This window comes from Acanthopleuribacter pedis (assembly GCF_017377855.1).
Classification (GTDB): domain Bacteria; phylum Acidobacteriota; class Holophagae; order Acanthopleuribacterales; family Acanthopleuribacteraceae; genus Acanthopleuribacter; species Acanthopleuribacter pedis.
Map to the genome: position 1 here is coordinate 192,707 of NZ_JAFREP010000017.1, position 15,597 is coordinate 208,303.

General features: G+C 56.5%; 12 protein-coding genes. 1 reads left to right on the forward strand and 11 read right to left on the reverse strand.

The genetic code is table 11. From position 1 onward, the window contains the following. The 3 genes from J3U88_RS18590 to J3U88_RS18600 are packed head-to-tail and all read right to left on the reverse strand — an operon-like array spanning nt 1 to nt 3,805. On the reverse strand, nt 1–930 hold the full coding sequence (locus tag J3U88_RS18590) for an ABC transporter ATP-binding protein (protein ID WP_207860442.1): 930 nt from the start codon (nt 928–930) through the stop codon (nt 1–3). Further along, nucleotides 927–2,759: a hypothetical protein gene (locus tag J3U88_RS18595; RefSeq protein WP_207860443.1), complete on the reverse strand. Its 1,833-nt coding sequence runs from the start codon at nt 2,757–2,759 to the stop codon at nt 927–929. Before J3U88_RS18595 ends, J3U88_RS18590 begins: the two co-directional genes overlap by 4 nt. Next, the gene (locus J3U88_RS18600) at nt 2,756–3,805 is read right to left on the reverse strand and encodes an AAA family ATPase (RefSeq protein ID WP_207860444.1); all 1,050 of its coding nucleotides are present in this window, start codon (nt 3,803–3,805) and stop codon (nt 2,756–2,758) included. Before J3U88_RS18600 ends, J3U88_RS18595 begins: the two co-directional genes overlap by 4 nt. Nucleotides 3,806–4,328: 523 nt before the next feature. Between J3U88_RS18600 and J3U88_RS18605 the strand changes: the two genes are divergently transcribed. Next, entirely contained in the window at nt 4,329–5,822 is a 1,494-nt protein-coding gene (locus J3U88_RS18605; RefSeq protein WP_207860445.1) for a serine aminopeptidase domain-containing protein, read from the forward strand. A 9-nt stretch (nt 5,823–5,831) separates the two neighbouring features. Here the strand turns inward: J3U88_RS18605 and J3U88_RS18610 are convergent, their stop codons facing one another. From J3U88_RS18610 to lpxD, 8 genes are all read right to left on the reverse strand, one after another. Beyond that, on the reverse strand, nt 5,832–6,338 hold the full coding sequence (locus J3U88_RS18610; protein WP_207860446.1) for a hypothetical protein: 507 nt from the start codon (nt 6,336–6,338) through the stop codon (nt 5,832–5,834). Nucleotides 6,339–6,773: 435 nt separating this feature from the next. After that, nucleotides 6,774–8,213, reverse strand: coding sequence for an RtcB family protein (locus tag J3U88_RS18615; RefSeq protein WP_207860447.1), 1,440 nt, complete (start codon nt 8,211–8,213; stop codon nt 6,774–6,776). A gap of 159 nt (nt 8,214–8,372) precedes the next feature. Next, on the reverse strand, nt 8,373–8,663 hold the full coding sequence (locus J3U88_RS18620) for a DUF4276 family protein (RefSeq protein WP_207860448.1): 291 nt from the start codon (nt 8,661–8,663) through the stop codon (nt 8,373–8,375). 342 nt (nt 8,664–9,005) lie between these two features. After that, the gene (locus J3U88_RS18625; protein ID WP_207860449.1) at nt 9,006–10,145 is read right to left on the reverse strand and encodes an AAA family ATPase; all 1,140 of its coding nucleotides are present in this window, start codon (nt 10,143–10,145) and stop codon (nt 9,006–9,008) included. Nucleotides 10,146–10,616: 471 nt separating this feature from the next. Then, on the reverse strand, nt 10,617–12,941 hold the full coding sequence (locus tag J3U88_RS18630; protein ID WP_207860450.1) for a Tex family protein: 2,325 nt from the start codon (nt 12,939–12,941) through the stop codon (nt 10,617–10,619). 107 nt (nt 12,942–13,048) lie between these two features. After that, nucleotides 13,049–13,834: an acyl-ACP--UDP-N-acetylglucosamine O-acyltransferase gene (gene lpxA / locus J3U88_RS18635; RefSeq protein ID WP_207860451.1), complete on the reverse strand. Its 786-nt coding sequence runs from the start codon at nt 13,832–13,834 to the stop codon at nt 13,049–13,051. A 2-nt stretch (nt 13,835–13,836) separates the two neighbouring features. Beyond that, on the reverse strand, nt 13,837–14,274 hold the full coding sequence (gene fabZ, locus J3U88_RS18640) for a 3-hydroxyacyl-ACP dehydratase FabZ (RefSeq protein WP_207860452.1): 438 nt from the start codon (nt 14,272–14,274) through the stop codon (nt 13,837–13,839). After that, nucleotides 14,271–15,296: a UDP-3-O-(3-hydroxymyristoyl)glucosamine N-acyltransferase gene (gene lpxD, locus J3U88_RS18645; protein WP_207860453.1), complete on the reverse strand. Its 1,026-nt coding sequence runs from the start codon at nt 15,294–15,296 to the stop codon at nt 14,271–14,273. Before lpxD ends, fabZ begins: the two co-directional genes overlap by 4 nt. Nucleotides 15,297–15,597: the final 301 nt, after the last annotated feature.

Here is a 15,597-nt window from a genome sequence, read left to right on the forward strand (position 1 = left end):
CTACTGAAGCTGCCCGCGGGTCATCTCTAAAAACATATCTTCCAGCCCGGCCCGCCGGCGTCGGCACTCGTTGACCACCACACCTTGCGCCAGCAGGTGCTGGAGCAATGCGGCCGCGGCACCGGCTTCTTTGTGCAGGTGGACTTCCACTTCATCCTTGACCACCTGGGAAAAAGTCACCCCGGGAAAACCCATACAGTGTTCGTAAAGAACGGCGGTATCGCCCTCGTTTCCAAGCCAATAACGAACCTCATCGTGGTGTTTCGCCAGCAAATGATCCATGGTACCAGCTTGCAACAACCGACCCTGCTCGATCATGACCGTGCCGTCGCAGATTTCGGTCAACTCACCCAAAATATGGGAGCTGATAAACAGCGTTTTGCCCTGCGCTGCAAGGGCTAAGATCAGTTCACGCAATTCAATGCGCGCTTTGGGGTCCAGACCCGCCGCGGGTTCGTCAAGGATCAAAAATTGGGGATCCTGAACCAAAGCGCGGGCCAAACTGACGCGCTGTTTCATGCCTTTGGACAGGTTGGCGGGTAACTTATGGCGAATCGGTCCGACGCCGGTAAAAGCCTCAACCGCCTTCAGCGTTTGGGCGCGCTCCGGCTGACGTAAACCGTGAAGCCGCGCAAAGAAGTCGAGGTACTCGGCCACGGTGATGTCGCGGTGGGCGGGCAAGGAATCGGGCATAAAACCGATCAAGGGACGAACTTTTTCCGGTTCGCGAACCACCGAATAACCGTCGATAAAAATATCCCCCGAATTGGGTAGATCCAGGGTGGCCATGATGCGCATGGTGGTGGTTTTGCCGGCGCCGTTGGGGCCGACGAAGCCGTAAATCTTTCCCGATTCAATGGTAAAGGTAAGGTCGTCGACGGCGCGCGTGGCCCCGAAGGCGCGGACCAGATGGTGAACTTCAACCCTCATGGTGCCTCCAAGCGGCCGAAAAGCACGGTGCGTTCGTCGCGTTTTAGATTGCCCTCCAGGGGTTCTTCTTGATACGCGGCCCCTTCTAATACGGCAAGGTATTGGCGGCTGCCCAGTTGAATTTGGCGGTGTTCGTCCTGAAATAAACCGAGCATGTGGGTTTCGGTGAGTTTCCACTCAAAGCTTTCGGCGGCGGCAAGAGGTTGGCGTTGGGGTGGTGTCGCGGGTGCCTCGCGGCTCAGGCTGAGGGTTTGGGTTTCGCCCGCGGCAATGCGATCAATCCTGTAAAGGGCGCCGGCCGTGTTGGTTACATGGACGGGTGCCACATCCGCCGCGAAACCGTTGGTGACGGTGGGCACGCCTGCTGCGTCGAATTGGACGGCGAGGCGTTCGCGCAAGGGATAACGACCACGCTCCTGATAATGGAATGGGATCCGGGTGCGCAGGAACCCGTGCTGGAGCCACAAACCATTGGCGAGATTAATGCCTTTGTTGATGAACCAGTCGTCGTTGGGGAAATAGATTTCATTCCGTCCTGAGAAAAATAAACCGTTGCGGTTCGCAATCGGCAGGTAAACCGCGCCGGTCGCCCAGGTTGCCGCTTGTTGCCGTTCGTGGTCGATGGCAACCAGTGCCCGGCCGCGTTTACCGGGGGTAATGCCTTCCGAGGCAAAAGCGGCGACGACCAAAACCAAGGTGGCGCAAAGGGAGAGGAGGGGGACGGTGGCGTACAACCAAACACGACGATCATGGCGCATGACGAACCAAAAATTCAGCGGTCCCATACAAATCACAAACAAAAGGAGCAAACCGATAAAAGCACGACGGGGAATGTCCAGTTCTCCAATGACGGGAAAATGTTCGTTGCGTTTGAAGGGTTCGAACTGGGCGCAACGCCAGAAGGCGGCCCGGTTAACCGCGAAACGGATGATGGGTTGCCAGGTAGAGCGTGCCTCGGGGATTTGATGGAAACCTGCCGGTACCGCCGCGGCCAGTCCGAAATCGTGGTGGCCTCGGTGGATTTCGTCGGGCGCCTCGTCTAGCGCGGTGGGAAAATCCGCCGGCCAGGATGTGGTCGCCTGTTCCTGTAGCACGATCAAAATGCCCCCCACCCGCATGTAATGGTCGAGGGCGCGTTTTTGTCCCGGGCCCAGCTGTTGCCATTGAGCAACGGTAAGCAGCACCATGTCCCAGGCCGTATAATCCAACCAGGACTCACTGAACAAGCTCGCATCTAGGGTTGCCCGGTGCAGGTAGGTCGTTTCTTTGGTGTAACCGATGAGGTTTTGAAGCTCTTCGCCGATTTGCTCCCAGGAGCCGAGTTGTTGGACGGTTTCATCGAGGAGTGATTCGGCTGACGGGTCCTTTGTTGTTAAGGTGAGCACCGAGATCCATTGGGGCAGGTAACTCTCCCTCCTGCTGAAACTGCGGGACTTGGAGATGCTGATGGATTCGTCGCGCAGTTCGCCATTAACGAGGAAACGCACCTGATGCGGCATTTCGAGCCAAGCCGGTAAGCGGTGTTTCAGTTTTCGTGATTCGCGGGGGGCGAGGACTAAATCATGGCGTGCCAGCAACGGGCTGTCCCGCCAATGATCGGCGTAACCACCCATGTACAAGACGGTTAGCCGGATTTCCTGATTGGTTTCATTTTGGAGATGGACCGCCACGGGATGGTAGCCGTGGGGGCTTTCGGCATCTTCAGGAAAGTCGAGGGAGACGGAGACGTCCTCGAGATAGGTGAATTTAGACGCGGCCTGCAACCCGGCCAAGGAGATGAGAAACGCTGATACCGCGATGAGGCCTTTCTTGAAAACGCGTTCCATCATGAGCGTGCAACCGAAACGCCGTCGGGCAAGGTCAGTTTTTTGGGATCCATCTCGGCGAGGTAGCGCGCGACCAAGGGTTCGCCGGCGATGCCTTCAACCCGGCCTTGGTAGTTGGGAATGATGCGGTGGTTCAGCGCGGATAGGGCGACGGGGACCACATCCTCGAAACCGACCGTGGGTCGGCCCGAAAGCAAGGCGTGGCAGCGCGCGGCTTCCGCGATGGCGATGGCGGCGCGTGGTGAAGCGCCGTAGGCGACGTAGTCGCGGATGAGGGACGGTGCTTGCGCGTGATCGGGGTGACTTGCGGCGACCAGGGTGCTGATGTAGCGGCTGACCGGGCGGGGTAGAAAGATGTGGTCGATGAGGGCGCCGAGCTGGTCCATTTGGTGCTGGGAAAGTTGGAACTTTGGTTGCGGCGGTGTGCCGCGACGGCGGGTGGCGATGATGTCGGTGAGCACATCAACATCGGGCATGCGGACATTTAATTTAAAGAGGAAACGATCCAACTGGGCTTCTGGAAGCGGATAGGTCCCCTCGAGATCCACCGGATTCTGCGAGGCCAACACAAAGAATGGGGTCGGAAGGGTTCGGGTGGTGCCCAACAAGGTGACGTGCCCTTCCTGCATTGCCTCCAACAGGGCCGATTGGGTTTTGGGCGAGGCACGGTTGATTTCGTCGGCGAGCAGAATATGGGTGAATACAGGGCCGGGATGGAAGGTCATCGCCCGTTTGCCGGCGGCGTCTTCTTCCAAAATATGGGCGCCGAGAATGTCGCTCGGCATCAAATCGGGCGTAAACTGGACCCGCTGGAAATCGAGCGCCAACACCTGACCCAGGGCTTTGACCAACTGGGTTTTGCCAAGGCCCGGCATGCCTTCCAGCAAAAGATGGCCACGCGCCAGAATCGCCGTGAGCACCAAACGGTGTAGGTCGTGTTGGCCGAGCAGGATGCGGTCCAATTCACCCAGGACTTGGTTGGTGAGACTTTGTGCCTGGGCAAGAACCTCGGGCGGCAGCAGTTTGTTGGTGGGAAGGGCTTCGGTCATCACAGCTTCCTTTGGCGCGGGGTCGGTTTGGCTTACGATGCTGTAACCAGTTGGCTTAATCGCGAGGTGTTCCTCCATACTAACCGCTTTGCAGGTGGAACCCAAGTCGCGTTGTTTGGAATTGGAAGGGGTTTTTCGGTGTGGGGAGCCCGATCACAAAAAGCAAGGCGCGATTGAGCGGAAAAGAGTCGCAAGAAAAGCGGCTGGTGCCCGCCGCGACAACGAAATGTTCTCCAAACGTCCTGCGACCAAGTCGAAAAAACCGCGGTTGCTTCGCTCACATGATCGAGCACGCCTGCAAGCGGGCAGGTGCCGCACGCGTGCCGGTGTCGACCTGCTCACCAAGTCCTATTCTTGGAGATCGGTTTTGGTGAACTGGTGATAAACTCGCCGTTGAGGTTGTCGCATCCGCGATTCCTTGCCGGGCGCTCCTTCCAAAAAGCAAGCTTTCATATGTTTGTTGCTGCCCTATGGTGGCGAACCGGCCGTTTTTTTGGAAACACAACGCTTTGGAGGGCGCGGAATGGGTCGCTTGATCCTACTCCTTGTTTTACTTTTACCGGTTTGGGCCGGGGTGACCGCTGAAATCGATCCGGCCGGATACACCACCGATACCATCATTGCCGAAGAGTTTTATTGCATGTCGGAAGAAGACGAGGATTGTCTCATGCCCGGCGTGTTGACCTTTCCCAAGGGCCGTTTTGCGGCGCGCCCCTTGGTGCTCATCGCCCACGGGAACGGCTTTGAATTCGACGAATACCGTTACTTGGCCGAACATTTGGCACACAACGGTTTTGTCGTCGCCGGCGTCGCATCCCGCCTCGACAGTGAAATCTCCGAACGGGTCGAAGATATTTTTTCGCACCTTCGCTTTCTCTACGACACCCACGGCAACCAACTCAGCGACGATCTGGTGTTAATCGGTCACAGCCGCGGCGGCGAAGCCGTCATTCGAACCGCCAACCGTTTGAACCATCAGTTGCAAGGCGTACAACTGCGGGCGCTGGTTGCCATGGCGCCTTCGTTAAACGATGGTGTTGAAGCACTTTCGGCCCATGCGGCTCAGTCCTTTTTATTACTTTACGGCAGCCACGACGACGATATTGTGGGTGAAGTCGAGGCCGGCATGCCGTGTGACTCCCCTTTCCGCCTCTATGACCGCGCTTTTGAAGACGCGGGACGCGCACCGCAACATGCCTTGGGTTCCAAGGCGATGGCGTTTATGTTGGGCGCCTCCCACGGCGGTTTTTCTGACCGCGAATCCATTGAGCCCGATCCCGCGGTCGGCATCAACAGTTACCTTGAACCTGGCCTTCAACGGCACACCACCAAACGCCTGGTGCTTTCGTTACTGCGGTGGCAGGTTTTCGGCGAAGCCGTTTTTGCCCCCTATTTGATGGAGGCCCAACGAAGCGAAGGCGTGGTGCTTCAGTACGAGGATGGCGCGCGCTTGATGCTGGAAGATTTTGAATTCGCGACCCAAGAAGATCCCGTGCTGAAGCCCGCATGGCGACGCCAAGGTGCGGTCACGCTCCATTGGGATCGGCTCTACAATTTGGAAGCCCATTCGCCTCATGATTCCGGTGGTCTGATGGTGAAATGGAACGAAAGTGTTTGGAGCGACGCCCGGCTCACTTTTGAGCTACCCAAAGAATTCCGGGATTGGGAAGGTTTCCCTTATTTGTCGTTTCGGGCCGCCCAGGTCTACGGGGACATCAACAATCGAACGGGCTGCGATCTCGATTGGGAGATTGTCCTTGAGAGCAACCCATTGTCGCGGGCGGTGCGTGTTTCCGACTTCGCAAGCCTTCACTACCCCGAAACCACCGTGAGTGCTGCCATCGCCGGCATGCGCATCAGCAAAACCGCGATGCAAACGGTACGCATTCCCTTGAGCGCCTTCGGTCAGGTCGATTGGCGTGGGGTGAAGGCGTTGAGTTTCCGCTTTACTCAGCCTCGCGCCAACGGTTTCCGACGCGGCAGTTTGGTTTTAGACAACCTCGCCTTAACCCATTAAAAGCGAACCTTAACTTGCGTCTAGCCTGAGTTGGGGGAGGGATTCGTAGCTGAGTTCCTCCAGCAAGGAGGTGAGTGGGTAGGGGACGCTGACGCGAAAAGGTACCAGCGTGTAACGCGCGTATACCCAAAAGATTAGCCGGCCGTTGCGCAGTTGGGGGTCGCCGATTTCACTGACGTCAAAAGGTCCAAACACCCTGCCGGCCAACTGGAGGCGCAGGTCGTCAGGGCCGTAGGTCGCCTGGTATTCATGCTTAAATGCATCGGGATTTTCAATGAAACGGTACTCGCCGGCAAAGGTGAAATGGTTGATAATTTGGGCCGCGATACGGAGCTTCTCGGGCAGTGGATGGCTGCTGTGGTGAAGGGCGGCAACCGCATCGACGCCGTCGGTGAAGATACGGCCGCGCCAGGTAACCGCCGGGACCGAACTGGCTCCGTTTTCGTGGAAATGGAGCGAAACCGTTCGGTTCTGGTGAGACGCCGCCGGCGGGTGGATGTTGTTTGGTGACTGCATGGGATCCTCCTGATCGGGAAGGCGTCGCATCAAACGCCGTTGCCGATCAAAAAAGCAATAACACGTGGATAACTCTCGAGAGGGCATGATTATTCCGTGCTATTTCGGGCACGTGACCGGCGCCAATGGAGAACAAAAACCATTGCCGGCTCCCGGCCCGGGTTGTGTTGAGAAGCCTTAAGAAAAGCCGACACTGTGTGATGCGTGGTGTGAATTACCTGACCAATATGTCAAGTCGGCTAGGGTGAAAATTAGGTTGCGATTGTGTAGGAAGTATGGAGTCCAAGGTTGTTTTTTTCCCTGAGCCCAAAAGCCACCCAAGGCGCCGTCACCAAGCGGCGGAACCCGGCACCCGGAAACCACGGGTTCACGTCGTTCAGGAAAAAAAAGAAGGGGGCGGCGATGCCCCCTTCCCATGGGTCAGATCCAAGCGGCTTAGGCTTTGAAGGTGAGGATCGGTCGTAGCTTGGCAACGGGTCGCACCATGCCCGCCGCCTGCTGGGTCTTGATGATCGGTTGGATGGGTTTGTAGGCGTTGGGCGCTTCCTCGATGCGACGTTCTTCCCGCAGAGTGATGCAGGTAACGCCCGTCAGACCGAGCGCCGCCTCGGATTTGTCCGCGCCGCCGCGGGACATGGCGAAGCGAGAGCGCGCGCGGCCGGCCCCGTGTGAGGCCGAGGCGTGGAAACGTTCCGAGCCCAAACCTTCGAGCAGGTAGGAGGCTGTTCCCATCGAACCGGGAATGATCACCCATTGGCCGGATTCCGCCGGGCACGCGCCTTTGCGCGTGATCCAGCCGTCGCCTCGTGGCAGGGTAATGTTGTGGGGGAGATCGTAAACCAACGGCGCCGCGACTTCGCCAAACACCTGCCGCATGCGTTGCCGCATGATTTCGGCGAGCAACATACGGTTGAGGAAGGCGTAGTTGGCGGCGGTTGCCTCGGCTTCCAAGTAGGCCGCCACCAAATCGGGGTTGTCAGCTTGCGAAAGAGGGAACAGCCGCGAGGTGGGATAGGGCAAACCTTTTGGCCAGGCCGCCTCGGCCCGCATGCGCCAGTGTTTTCCGATGAACTTGCCCACATGCCGTGAACCGCTGTGAATCATAAAAGCCACCTGACCTTGTTTGATTCCGGCGCGATACGCGGCCCGCGTATCGAGCAGTTCCTCGACAACCTGGAACTCGACGAAATGGTTCCCACCGCCGATGGTGCCAAGCCCGTCGTCGCGAACCAAACCGGCATCGGGCAGCAGCGCGGGCGGCGCCCAGCGCGGATCGCCCGCCATGGATCCGTTCGCGAACACCCGATCCAGCTCGCATTCGAGTTGGTGGAAATCGCAACGGGTCGCCATCCCGCTAGGGTTATCACGCATGGCGCTCGTCCAACCAATCAAGCCCTCGCTGAAAAGGGCCTGCATGGATGCGGCGGTTTGGGTGACGTCGCGGCTACCGAGCAGGTAGTCGCCACGCAGCAGCGCCACGAGCCGATCTTTGCCGGCGAGGAAGCGATCCAAGTTGAGTTCGGTGGTGTGCAGGCGCATCCCACAGTTAATGTCTGAACCGACGGCCGCGGGGATCACCATATCTTTGGTTTGCACCACTGAACCAATCGCCACGCCGGCGTCGCCGGGATGGAAATCGGGGGTGGCGCACAAAGCGGTGACCTTGCCGCCGTTGGGATGATGGACCTCGGCCAACTGAGCCAGTTGCTTCAGCGCCTTGACTTCAACGGGGAAATCAGGCGGAAGCAGCACCTCGGCGACCGGGCCGTCGGCGCGATTGGCAAGTGCCACACGGTACGCGCCGTTCTGGTAAGTTGTGTCTAAGCCTTTTTTTTGCAGGGCTTTAAATAATCGAAGAAGTTTCTTCGGCTGCATGTGAACCTCGAGTGTGTCCGGTCAGTGCCGGAAAAGCTTGGAGACTGGGTTCAGCAGCTACGGTAATTCGGGCGGACCTCCAAGTGGCCGCACCGAGCTCAGTTAGCGTAAAGGTTCACACACACCGGGTCAACATAAAGTTGGGCAGGCCGTTTTAAATCAGCCGCAAAATTCCTCGGCTTTTTCTCGGAGCGTCTCGAGAAAATAACGGGCCCAGGGCGATTTTTTTGCGACTTCCTCCGGCCTGACAATCATGAGGATTTTAAAGGAATGCTTACCCTTGCTATAGGTACCTTTTCCGGTTCTAGAAGTTGACTTCTCTAAAATAGCCATCACTTCGTTCTTGGGAATCCCTTCAAGTCTCACTTTGGAAAAGTTTTTTGGTAGTTTAAATCCCTTGCCGTAAAAGTCACCCAAGGTCTCTAGGTCCGCGAGTAGCCATGATTCCATAATCATGCACCATGAGGTGTGCTTGACTGTTGTCGGCATCTTGGGGCTGTTTCCACCCATCTTGTTTGTCTAGATGGCGCCACCCTTGTTTGTGGTGATCTTTGGAAACTGAACCTTCACTGTCCACAAGTAGCATGGGATAAGGATTTTTTTTCGGTGAGGCGATGTGCTCTGCCTGAGCAATCTGAAATATTTTTTAGGTATTTTCCCGACTTCCGCCCGCGATAAATCGGGGCATACGGCCTTTGAGCCCCGCGTTCTTTGCAAATTTCGTAAAAGCTTGCCTTAGCTCTGTTTTTAGATGGTTTCTATCGCCGCCGCCCTCGACGTAGACATGAATGCCTACCATCTATTTCCTCCGATTTCGCCGCTTGTCCAAAGGTGACCAAGTGAATAATTTTCCAACCAAGCCTTCAGAGAATCAGGATCTAAACTGTCAAAGGTTGTAGTGGTGTCATTTTTCTCGCACACAATGACTTTTTCAGGATCCTCGGAGAAGGTGTCGACCAACTCGACCGAATGGGTTGTGACGATAATTTGGGTGCGTTGGGCGGCATCCACCAACAGTTCCGCAATGAGAGGAATCGAGTCTGGATGTTGGCATATCTCCGGTTCTTCTATGCAGATCAGGGGGGGCGGTTCTGGGTTAAGGAGAATGGCGAGAAGGGTGATAAACCGCAAAGTCCCGTCCGACAGCCGGCTCGCCGGAATTTGGGCTAGGGACTCTTCTTCAATAAGAATTTCACAATATCCTCCTTGGACAAGCGTCAAAAGTCTTCGGTATGAACCGAAATACTCGCTCAAGTAGTGGTTTAATTTATCTTCAATTTCGGAGTAAAGACGAAGCCGCATGAGGACCATTGCGAGGTTGTCAACCTGCTGGGTGAGAATTCCGTTTGGCAAATCGGCACGCTGCAGACCTCGAGGTGGTTTGTTTTGCATGTAATAAAATGACATTGATTGATAAGCAACCGAGAGCTCGGTAATTTCAGGGTAAAGCTCTGGATCTCGTCTCTGGGACAGTACGGATCGATTTCGATCATTAGATTGCCATGCCAATTCTCGCATGCGTCCTTCAGAAGAGTAAATAAGTGCAGTGTCTTCATTATGGGCAAAAAGCAAGCTAGAAGAATCGCCTTCTAGCTTGGAAATCTTTTCATTCGAAATTTTCAAAAATTGATTTTCAGCGGTAAAGCTCAAAACGTGCTCCAGCCGAAACGCCCCCTCTCGGTATGACCTATAAGTCGTTTTAATAAAGGCGACTGGTGGTCTTGAAAAGGGTTTGTGGAGCCAGTCTAAAATTGGTCCGTCAAATGCCTTAGTGAGATCGTCTGAGGACTTACAGAGAAGATTGAGACATGCGACAAGGTTTGATTTTCCGCAACCGTTTGGGCCGATTAGAATATTTAGGTTGGATAACGCTAATTTCTGCGGCTCCGATCCAAAAGACAGGAGATTAGAAATCTGGACAGACTCAAGCAAGAATCACCACCGTGGATAGGAAAAGGTTGTTTTTTCGATCCAGAGTCAACGGGCAAACTTTCATTCAAAGGATTTCGTTCACGTTTTTTGTGCATCGGCTTGGCTAGCCCGCATTTCTCACAAGGAATTCTGCTACGGGGCAACCCATGCGATTACTTCGATTACTCGGTCGAGCCGCCTTTGCCGTAGCGCTGCTACGCCTATGCCGGCTCTCGGTCGTAATCTTCGTACTCACAAGGCTTTCAACTTCTCGCGACGAATCCTTGTGAGAAATGCGGGCTAGTGCGTAGAGGGGAAATTTGTAACTTCCCCACCATTATACCTTGGATGATAGAAGTTTACGGGTGGTGAGACTATCGTCTCTCGAATTAGGCTTTTACGAGGGATCAGAAAAGATGCTTTTCCTTGGGTCTTTTCATTGACAGCGATAAGAGGCGGGCTGATTTTAAATGCCTACCTCCTGCCTGGAAGTTACTTTTTGCCGCGTTTGTTGAGGGCGGCGAAGGCCGCGCCCATCGCGGTGTTGGGCGCTTGTTTGGGGCGTGTTTGGTGTTCGCGGGGTTTACGTTCCCGGCCACCGCGTCCACCGCGACCGCCGCGGTCTTCACGGCCGATCTTTTTGCCGGGCTCGTCGTCCAGGCGCATGCTCATGCCGATGCGGCGGCGCTCCAAGTCGACTTCCATTACCTTGACCTTGACCACGTCGCCCGCGCGCACCACCTCGCGCGGATCACTTACAAAACGATTGGCCAGCGCGGAGATGTGAACCAAACCGTCCTGGTGGACACCGACGTCGACGAAGGCGCCGAAGTTGGTCACGTTGGTTACGGTACCCTCCAAAATCATGCCCGGTTCCAGGTCGGTGATTTCCTCGATGCCGTCGGTCAGGTTGGCGGTTTTGAATTCGGGACGGGGGTCACGTCCCGGCTTTTCTAGTTCGTTGAGGATGTCGTTGACGGTAGGCAAACCGAAGCGCTCATCGGCGAAATCGGCCGCCTTGAGGTTTTTGAGGAAATCGCGGTCGCCCAAAATCTCGCCGACCGGTTTGCCGCCCTGCTTGACGATGCGCTCAACCACCGGATAAGCCTCGGGGTGAACCGCCGATGCATCCAGTGGGTTTTTGCCGCCGAGGATGCGAAGGAACCCGGCTGCCTGTTCGAAGGCCTTGGGACCCAGGCGTTTGACTTCCAGCAGTTGCTTGCGATCCGCGAAGCGACCGTGTTGGTTGCGGTATTCAACGATGTTGTTGGCAAGCGATTGGGATAAACCGGAGACCCGTGCCAGCAAGGGTGCCGAGGCCATGTTGAGGTCGACGCCGACCGCGTTCACGCAGTCTTCGACCACGTTTTCCAACGCGCCCGCCAGGCGGGTTTGGTTCACGTCGTGCTGGTACTGCCCAACCCCGATGGATTTAGGGTCGATTTTCACCAGTTCCGCCAAGGGATCTTGCAAACGACGGGCGATGGAAACCGCGCCGCGCAAGCTGACATCCAAGTCGGGAAATTCCGCCGCCGCCAGGGCCGAGGCCGAATAAACCGAGGCCCCCGCCTCGTTGACCACGATTTTGGCAGCGGCGAGTTCGGCTTCTTTGATCAGTTCACCCGCCAAGCGATCCGTTTCGCGGCTGCCGGTGCCGTTGCCGATGCTGATCAGCGCGACCTTGTGTTTGCGGCACAGGGTGGCCAGGGTGTTTTTGGCGTCGTCCCATTTCTTTTGCGGTGGGTGCGGGTAAATCGTGGCTTGGTCGACCAGTTTGCCGGTATCGTCCACGACCACGACTTTGACCCCGGTGCGCAAACCGGGGTCGAGGCCCATGGTGACCCGGTCGCCGGCGGGGGCCGCCATCAACAAATCGCCGAGGTTGCGACCAAACACTTTAATCGCTTCTTCTTCCGCCTTTTGGCGAATCTCGCCGAGCAGTTCCGTTTTGAGGTGCATGTAGATTTTGACCTTCCAGGTCCACTGCACCACTTTTTGCAGCCACGCATCCGCGGGTCGGCCGCGATCCTCGATACCGAAATAAGCGGCGATCAGTTTCTCGCAGCGGTTTTCTTTGTTGTCGGGATCCAGTTGTAGGGGATCGGCGGCGATTTCCAGACGCAAGATGCCTTCTTTGAAGCCGCGGAAAATGGCGAGCGCGCGGTGACTGGGCACCTTGGCCAAGCCCTCGTGGTAATCGAAATAGTCGCGGAACTTAGCGCCTTCCTGTTCTTTGCCTTTGCCGACTTTGGCGGTGACCGAACCGTGTTTCCAGACATAAGCGCGTAATGTACCGAGCAGGTCGGCTTCCTCCGCGAAACGTTCCATCAAAATAAAGCGTGCGCCTTCGAGGGCCGCGTCGCTGGTTTCAATGCCTTTTTCGGCGTTGATGAAGGCCGCCGCCTCGGTTTCGGGATCGCGTTTTGGGTCGCCAAACAGCAAATCGGCAAGGGGTTCGAGACCGGCTTCAATCGCAATTTGACCTTTGGTTCGGCGTTTGGGTTTGTAGGGTAAATAGAGATCTTCTAAGCGGGTTTTGGTGTCGGCCGCCATGATTTGGGCTTCCAGGGCCGGGGTGAGTTTGTCCTGGTCGCGAATGCTCTCGAGGACGGCGTCGCGACGCGCGACCATGTCACGCAGGTAGGTAAGCCGTTCTTCCAAGGTGCGGAGTTGGGTATCGTCCAAACCGCCGGTACGTTCCTTGCGGTAGCGTGCGATAAAAGGGACGGTGGCGCCTTCATCAAGCAGTTCAACGGTAGCTTCCACCTGAGATGCGCGGACGCCGAGCTCGTCGGCAATGACTTGGTTCAAATTCATGGGTCACCTATGGTTTTTTAATCAAACACAAAGAGGCCGCGCATGAGGCGGCCTCGCCCGCCGAGGTGTCGGGGGCGCTTTTGTTCACACACTTTTGGTTGGCGATCTTACATGCGGACGATGCCGCGTTCGGAGGCCGCGATGAAATCAAGCAGATACTTGACGCGAGCACAATCGCTGTACTTTTTGGTGACGACCTCTTGCGCCTCGACCAAACGCAATTTGCGTTGGAACAAGGTACGGTAGGCGTCTTTAAGGTTGGTGATTTCTTCTTTGGTAAAACCCTTGCGCTCCAGGCCGATGGTGTTGATGCCGTAGGCTTTGGCGCGGTTGCCGACCGACTTAATGTAGGGCAGGGCGTCCTGGGTAATCACGCTGTAGCCGCCGATGAAGGCGTAGTCGCCGACGCGACAGAACTGGTGAACACCGGAATAGGCGCCGACCGTGGCGTGGTTGCCGACGAGCACGTGCCCGGCCAGGGTAGCCGCGTGGGAGAGAATGACATGGTCGCCGACCAGACAGTCGTGGGCCACGTGGGCGCTGACCATGACCAGGTTATGGGAACCGATGCGGGTGACACCACCGCCGTGGCCGGTGCCGCGGTGGAGGGTGACGTGTTCGCGAAAGGTGTTGTGGTCACCGATCTCGAGGACGGTTTTTTCGTCGTCGAACTTGAGGTCCTGGGGTTGCAGGCCAATGGTTGAAAAAGGATAAAAACGGTTGTGGTTACCGATGTTGGTGTAACGGCCAATCACCAGGTGACTGCCAAGGATGTTGTTTTCGCCGATGGTCACGTCGTCTTCAATGACACAGTAGGGACCGATCTCCGTGCCGGCGCCGATGGTGACGTTGTTCCCGACGATGGCGGTCGGGTGGACCTGGAATTCTGCCATGATTATTCATCCTTTTTGACAAGCATTGATGAGAACTCGGCCGAGGCGGCGAGTTGGCCGTCTACGAATGCTTGTCCCTTGAGCCGACATACCTTGCGGCGGAAATGAATCACTTCGCATTCCATCCGCAATTGATCGCCGGGTACCACGGGTCGGCGGAACTTTACATTATCGATCGTCATAAAAAAGATAACGTAATCTTGGATATTTTCAAACTCTTGAGCGATCAAGACGCCGCCGGTTTGCGCCATGGCTTCCACGATCAAAACACCGGGCATCACCGGACGGCCGGGAAAATGGCCCAGAAAGAAGTGTTCGTTGATGGTCACATTCTTGAGGCCGACGATGCTTTTGCTGCGCTCAAACTCGAGAATCCGGTCTACCAGTAACATCGGGTAGCGGTGGGGCAATATTTCCATTATTCCCTTTAAATCCATCATGGGAACTCCTCCTTCTCCTCAAGGGTAGACTCAAGCTGACGAACGCGTTTCTCTAATTCGGCAAAGCGTCGTATGTGCGCTTTTTGCCGCTGGTACGTCATGTGGGGAATCGCCGGGTTGCCGGCATATTTGCCGGGGCCCTTTAAATCTTTGGTCACCACCGAGGCACCCATGACCATGACTTGATCGCCGAGGGTGACATGGCCGTTTACGCCGACCTTGCCCGCCAACACCGTGTACTTACCCAGTTTGGACGAGCCGGAGATGCCGGTTTGCGAGACGATTAAACAGTGCTCGCCGATATCGACGCCGTGGGCGATTTGGACCAGGTTGTCAATTTTGGTGCCACTGCCGATGCGGGTGTCGTCCAGGCTGCCGCGGTCAATCGACACGTTGCTGCCGATTTCGACATCGTCACCGACGACGACGCCGCCGATCTGGGGGACTTTTAAATGAATGCCGCCGGTTTGGGCATAGCCGTAACCGTCGCCGCCGATCACGCTCTGGGCGTGAATGCGAACCCGGTCACCGAGGGTAACGCCGTGATAAAGCACCACGCCGGGATGCAGGCGGCAATGGTCACCGACAACCGTGTCGCGGCCGACGTGGACGTTGCTGACGAGCACGCTGCCCTTGCCGATGCGCGCGCCCGCGGCCACGTGGCACAGTGGACCGACGGAGGCCTCGGGATCAACGGTTGCGCCGGGTTCAACCACCGCGCGGGGGTGGATGCCGGCGGGATATTCCGGCTCGGGATGGAAATCGGCCAAAATGCGCGCCATGACGGCATAGGGTTCAGCACAAACGAGTTGGATCGCATGACTGCCGTCCACGGGTGTTTGGGTTAACACGGCGCCGGCCGCGGTGGTCTTGGCTTGGCCGCGGTATTTTTTGTTGTTCAAAAAACTCAGATCGTTGCGACCCGCGCGGTCCAAGGGCCGTACCGATTGAACGTCAAAATCGCGCGGGAGCGGCTCGGGTGCTTTAAGGTTGTATTTGGCGATAATTGCTGAGAGCTTCAAAGCGTTTTTGCCTCAGGTTCCTAACGGGAAAATAGGACGAAATAAGGATGGTGGAACGGACGCTCAGGTAACCGGCGATCATCGCGCGTTTTGTGCGAGATTCATTGGGCCGTGTTGCGGCGTGGTCCGCGTTTGAGAAAGAAATGCTTCCCAGTTGGGACACACTATGTGCACCGCCGAAGCATACAGGAAGCAACCCCTCATTCTGGTTGAAAAAGTGGTTAAATGCAACCTTTGCCGTAGGATCGGCTGTTTCCGCGGGTGGCGGCCTCGGTTTGTTTCACATAAAACGAAAAAAACG

Excerpts from the sequence above, each read along its gene's own strand:
- fabZ (WP_207860452.1), bottom strand. The coding sequence starts at position 14,274 with ATGATGGATTTAAAGGGAATAATGGAAATATTGCCCCACCGCTACCCG.
- J3U88_RS18590 (WP_207860442.1), bottom strand. The coding sequence starts at position 930 with ATGAGGGTTGAAGTTCACCATCTGGTCCGCGCCTTCGGGGCCACGCGC.
- J3U88_RS18610 (WP_207860446.1), bottom strand. The coding sequence starts at position 6,338 with ATGCAGTCACCAAACAACATCCACCCGCCGGCGGCGTCTCACCAGAAC.
- J3U88_RS18620 (WP_207860448.1), bottom strand. The coding sequence starts at position 8,663 with ATGGAATCATGGCTACTCGCGGACCTAGAGACCTTGGGTGACTTTTAC.
- J3U88_RS18630 (WP_207860450.1), bottom strand. The coding sequence starts at position 12,941 with ATGAATTTGAACCAAGTCATTGCCGACGAGCTCGGCGTCCGCGCATCT.
- lpxA (WP_207860451.1), bottom strand. The coding sequence starts at position 13,834 with ATGGCAGAATTCCAGGTCCACCCGACCGCCATCGTCGGGAACAACGTC.
- J3U88_RS18595 (WP_207860443.1), bottom strand. The coding sequence starts at position 2,759 with ATGATGGAACGCGTTTTCAAGAAAGGCCTCATCGCGGTATCAGCGTTT.
- J3U88_RS18600 (WP_207860444.1), bottom strand. The coding sequence starts at position 3,805 with ATGACCGAAGCCCTTCCCACCAACAAACTGCTGCCGCCCGAGGTTCTT.
- J3U88_RS18605 (WP_207860445.1), top strand. The coding sequence starts at position 4,329 with ATGGGTCGCTTGATCCTACTCCTTGTTTTACTTTTACCGGTTTGGGCC.
- J3U88_RS18615 (WP_207860447.1), bottom strand. The coding sequence starts at position 8,213 with ATGCAGCCGAAGAAACTTCTTCGATTATTTAAAGCCCTGCAAAAAAAA.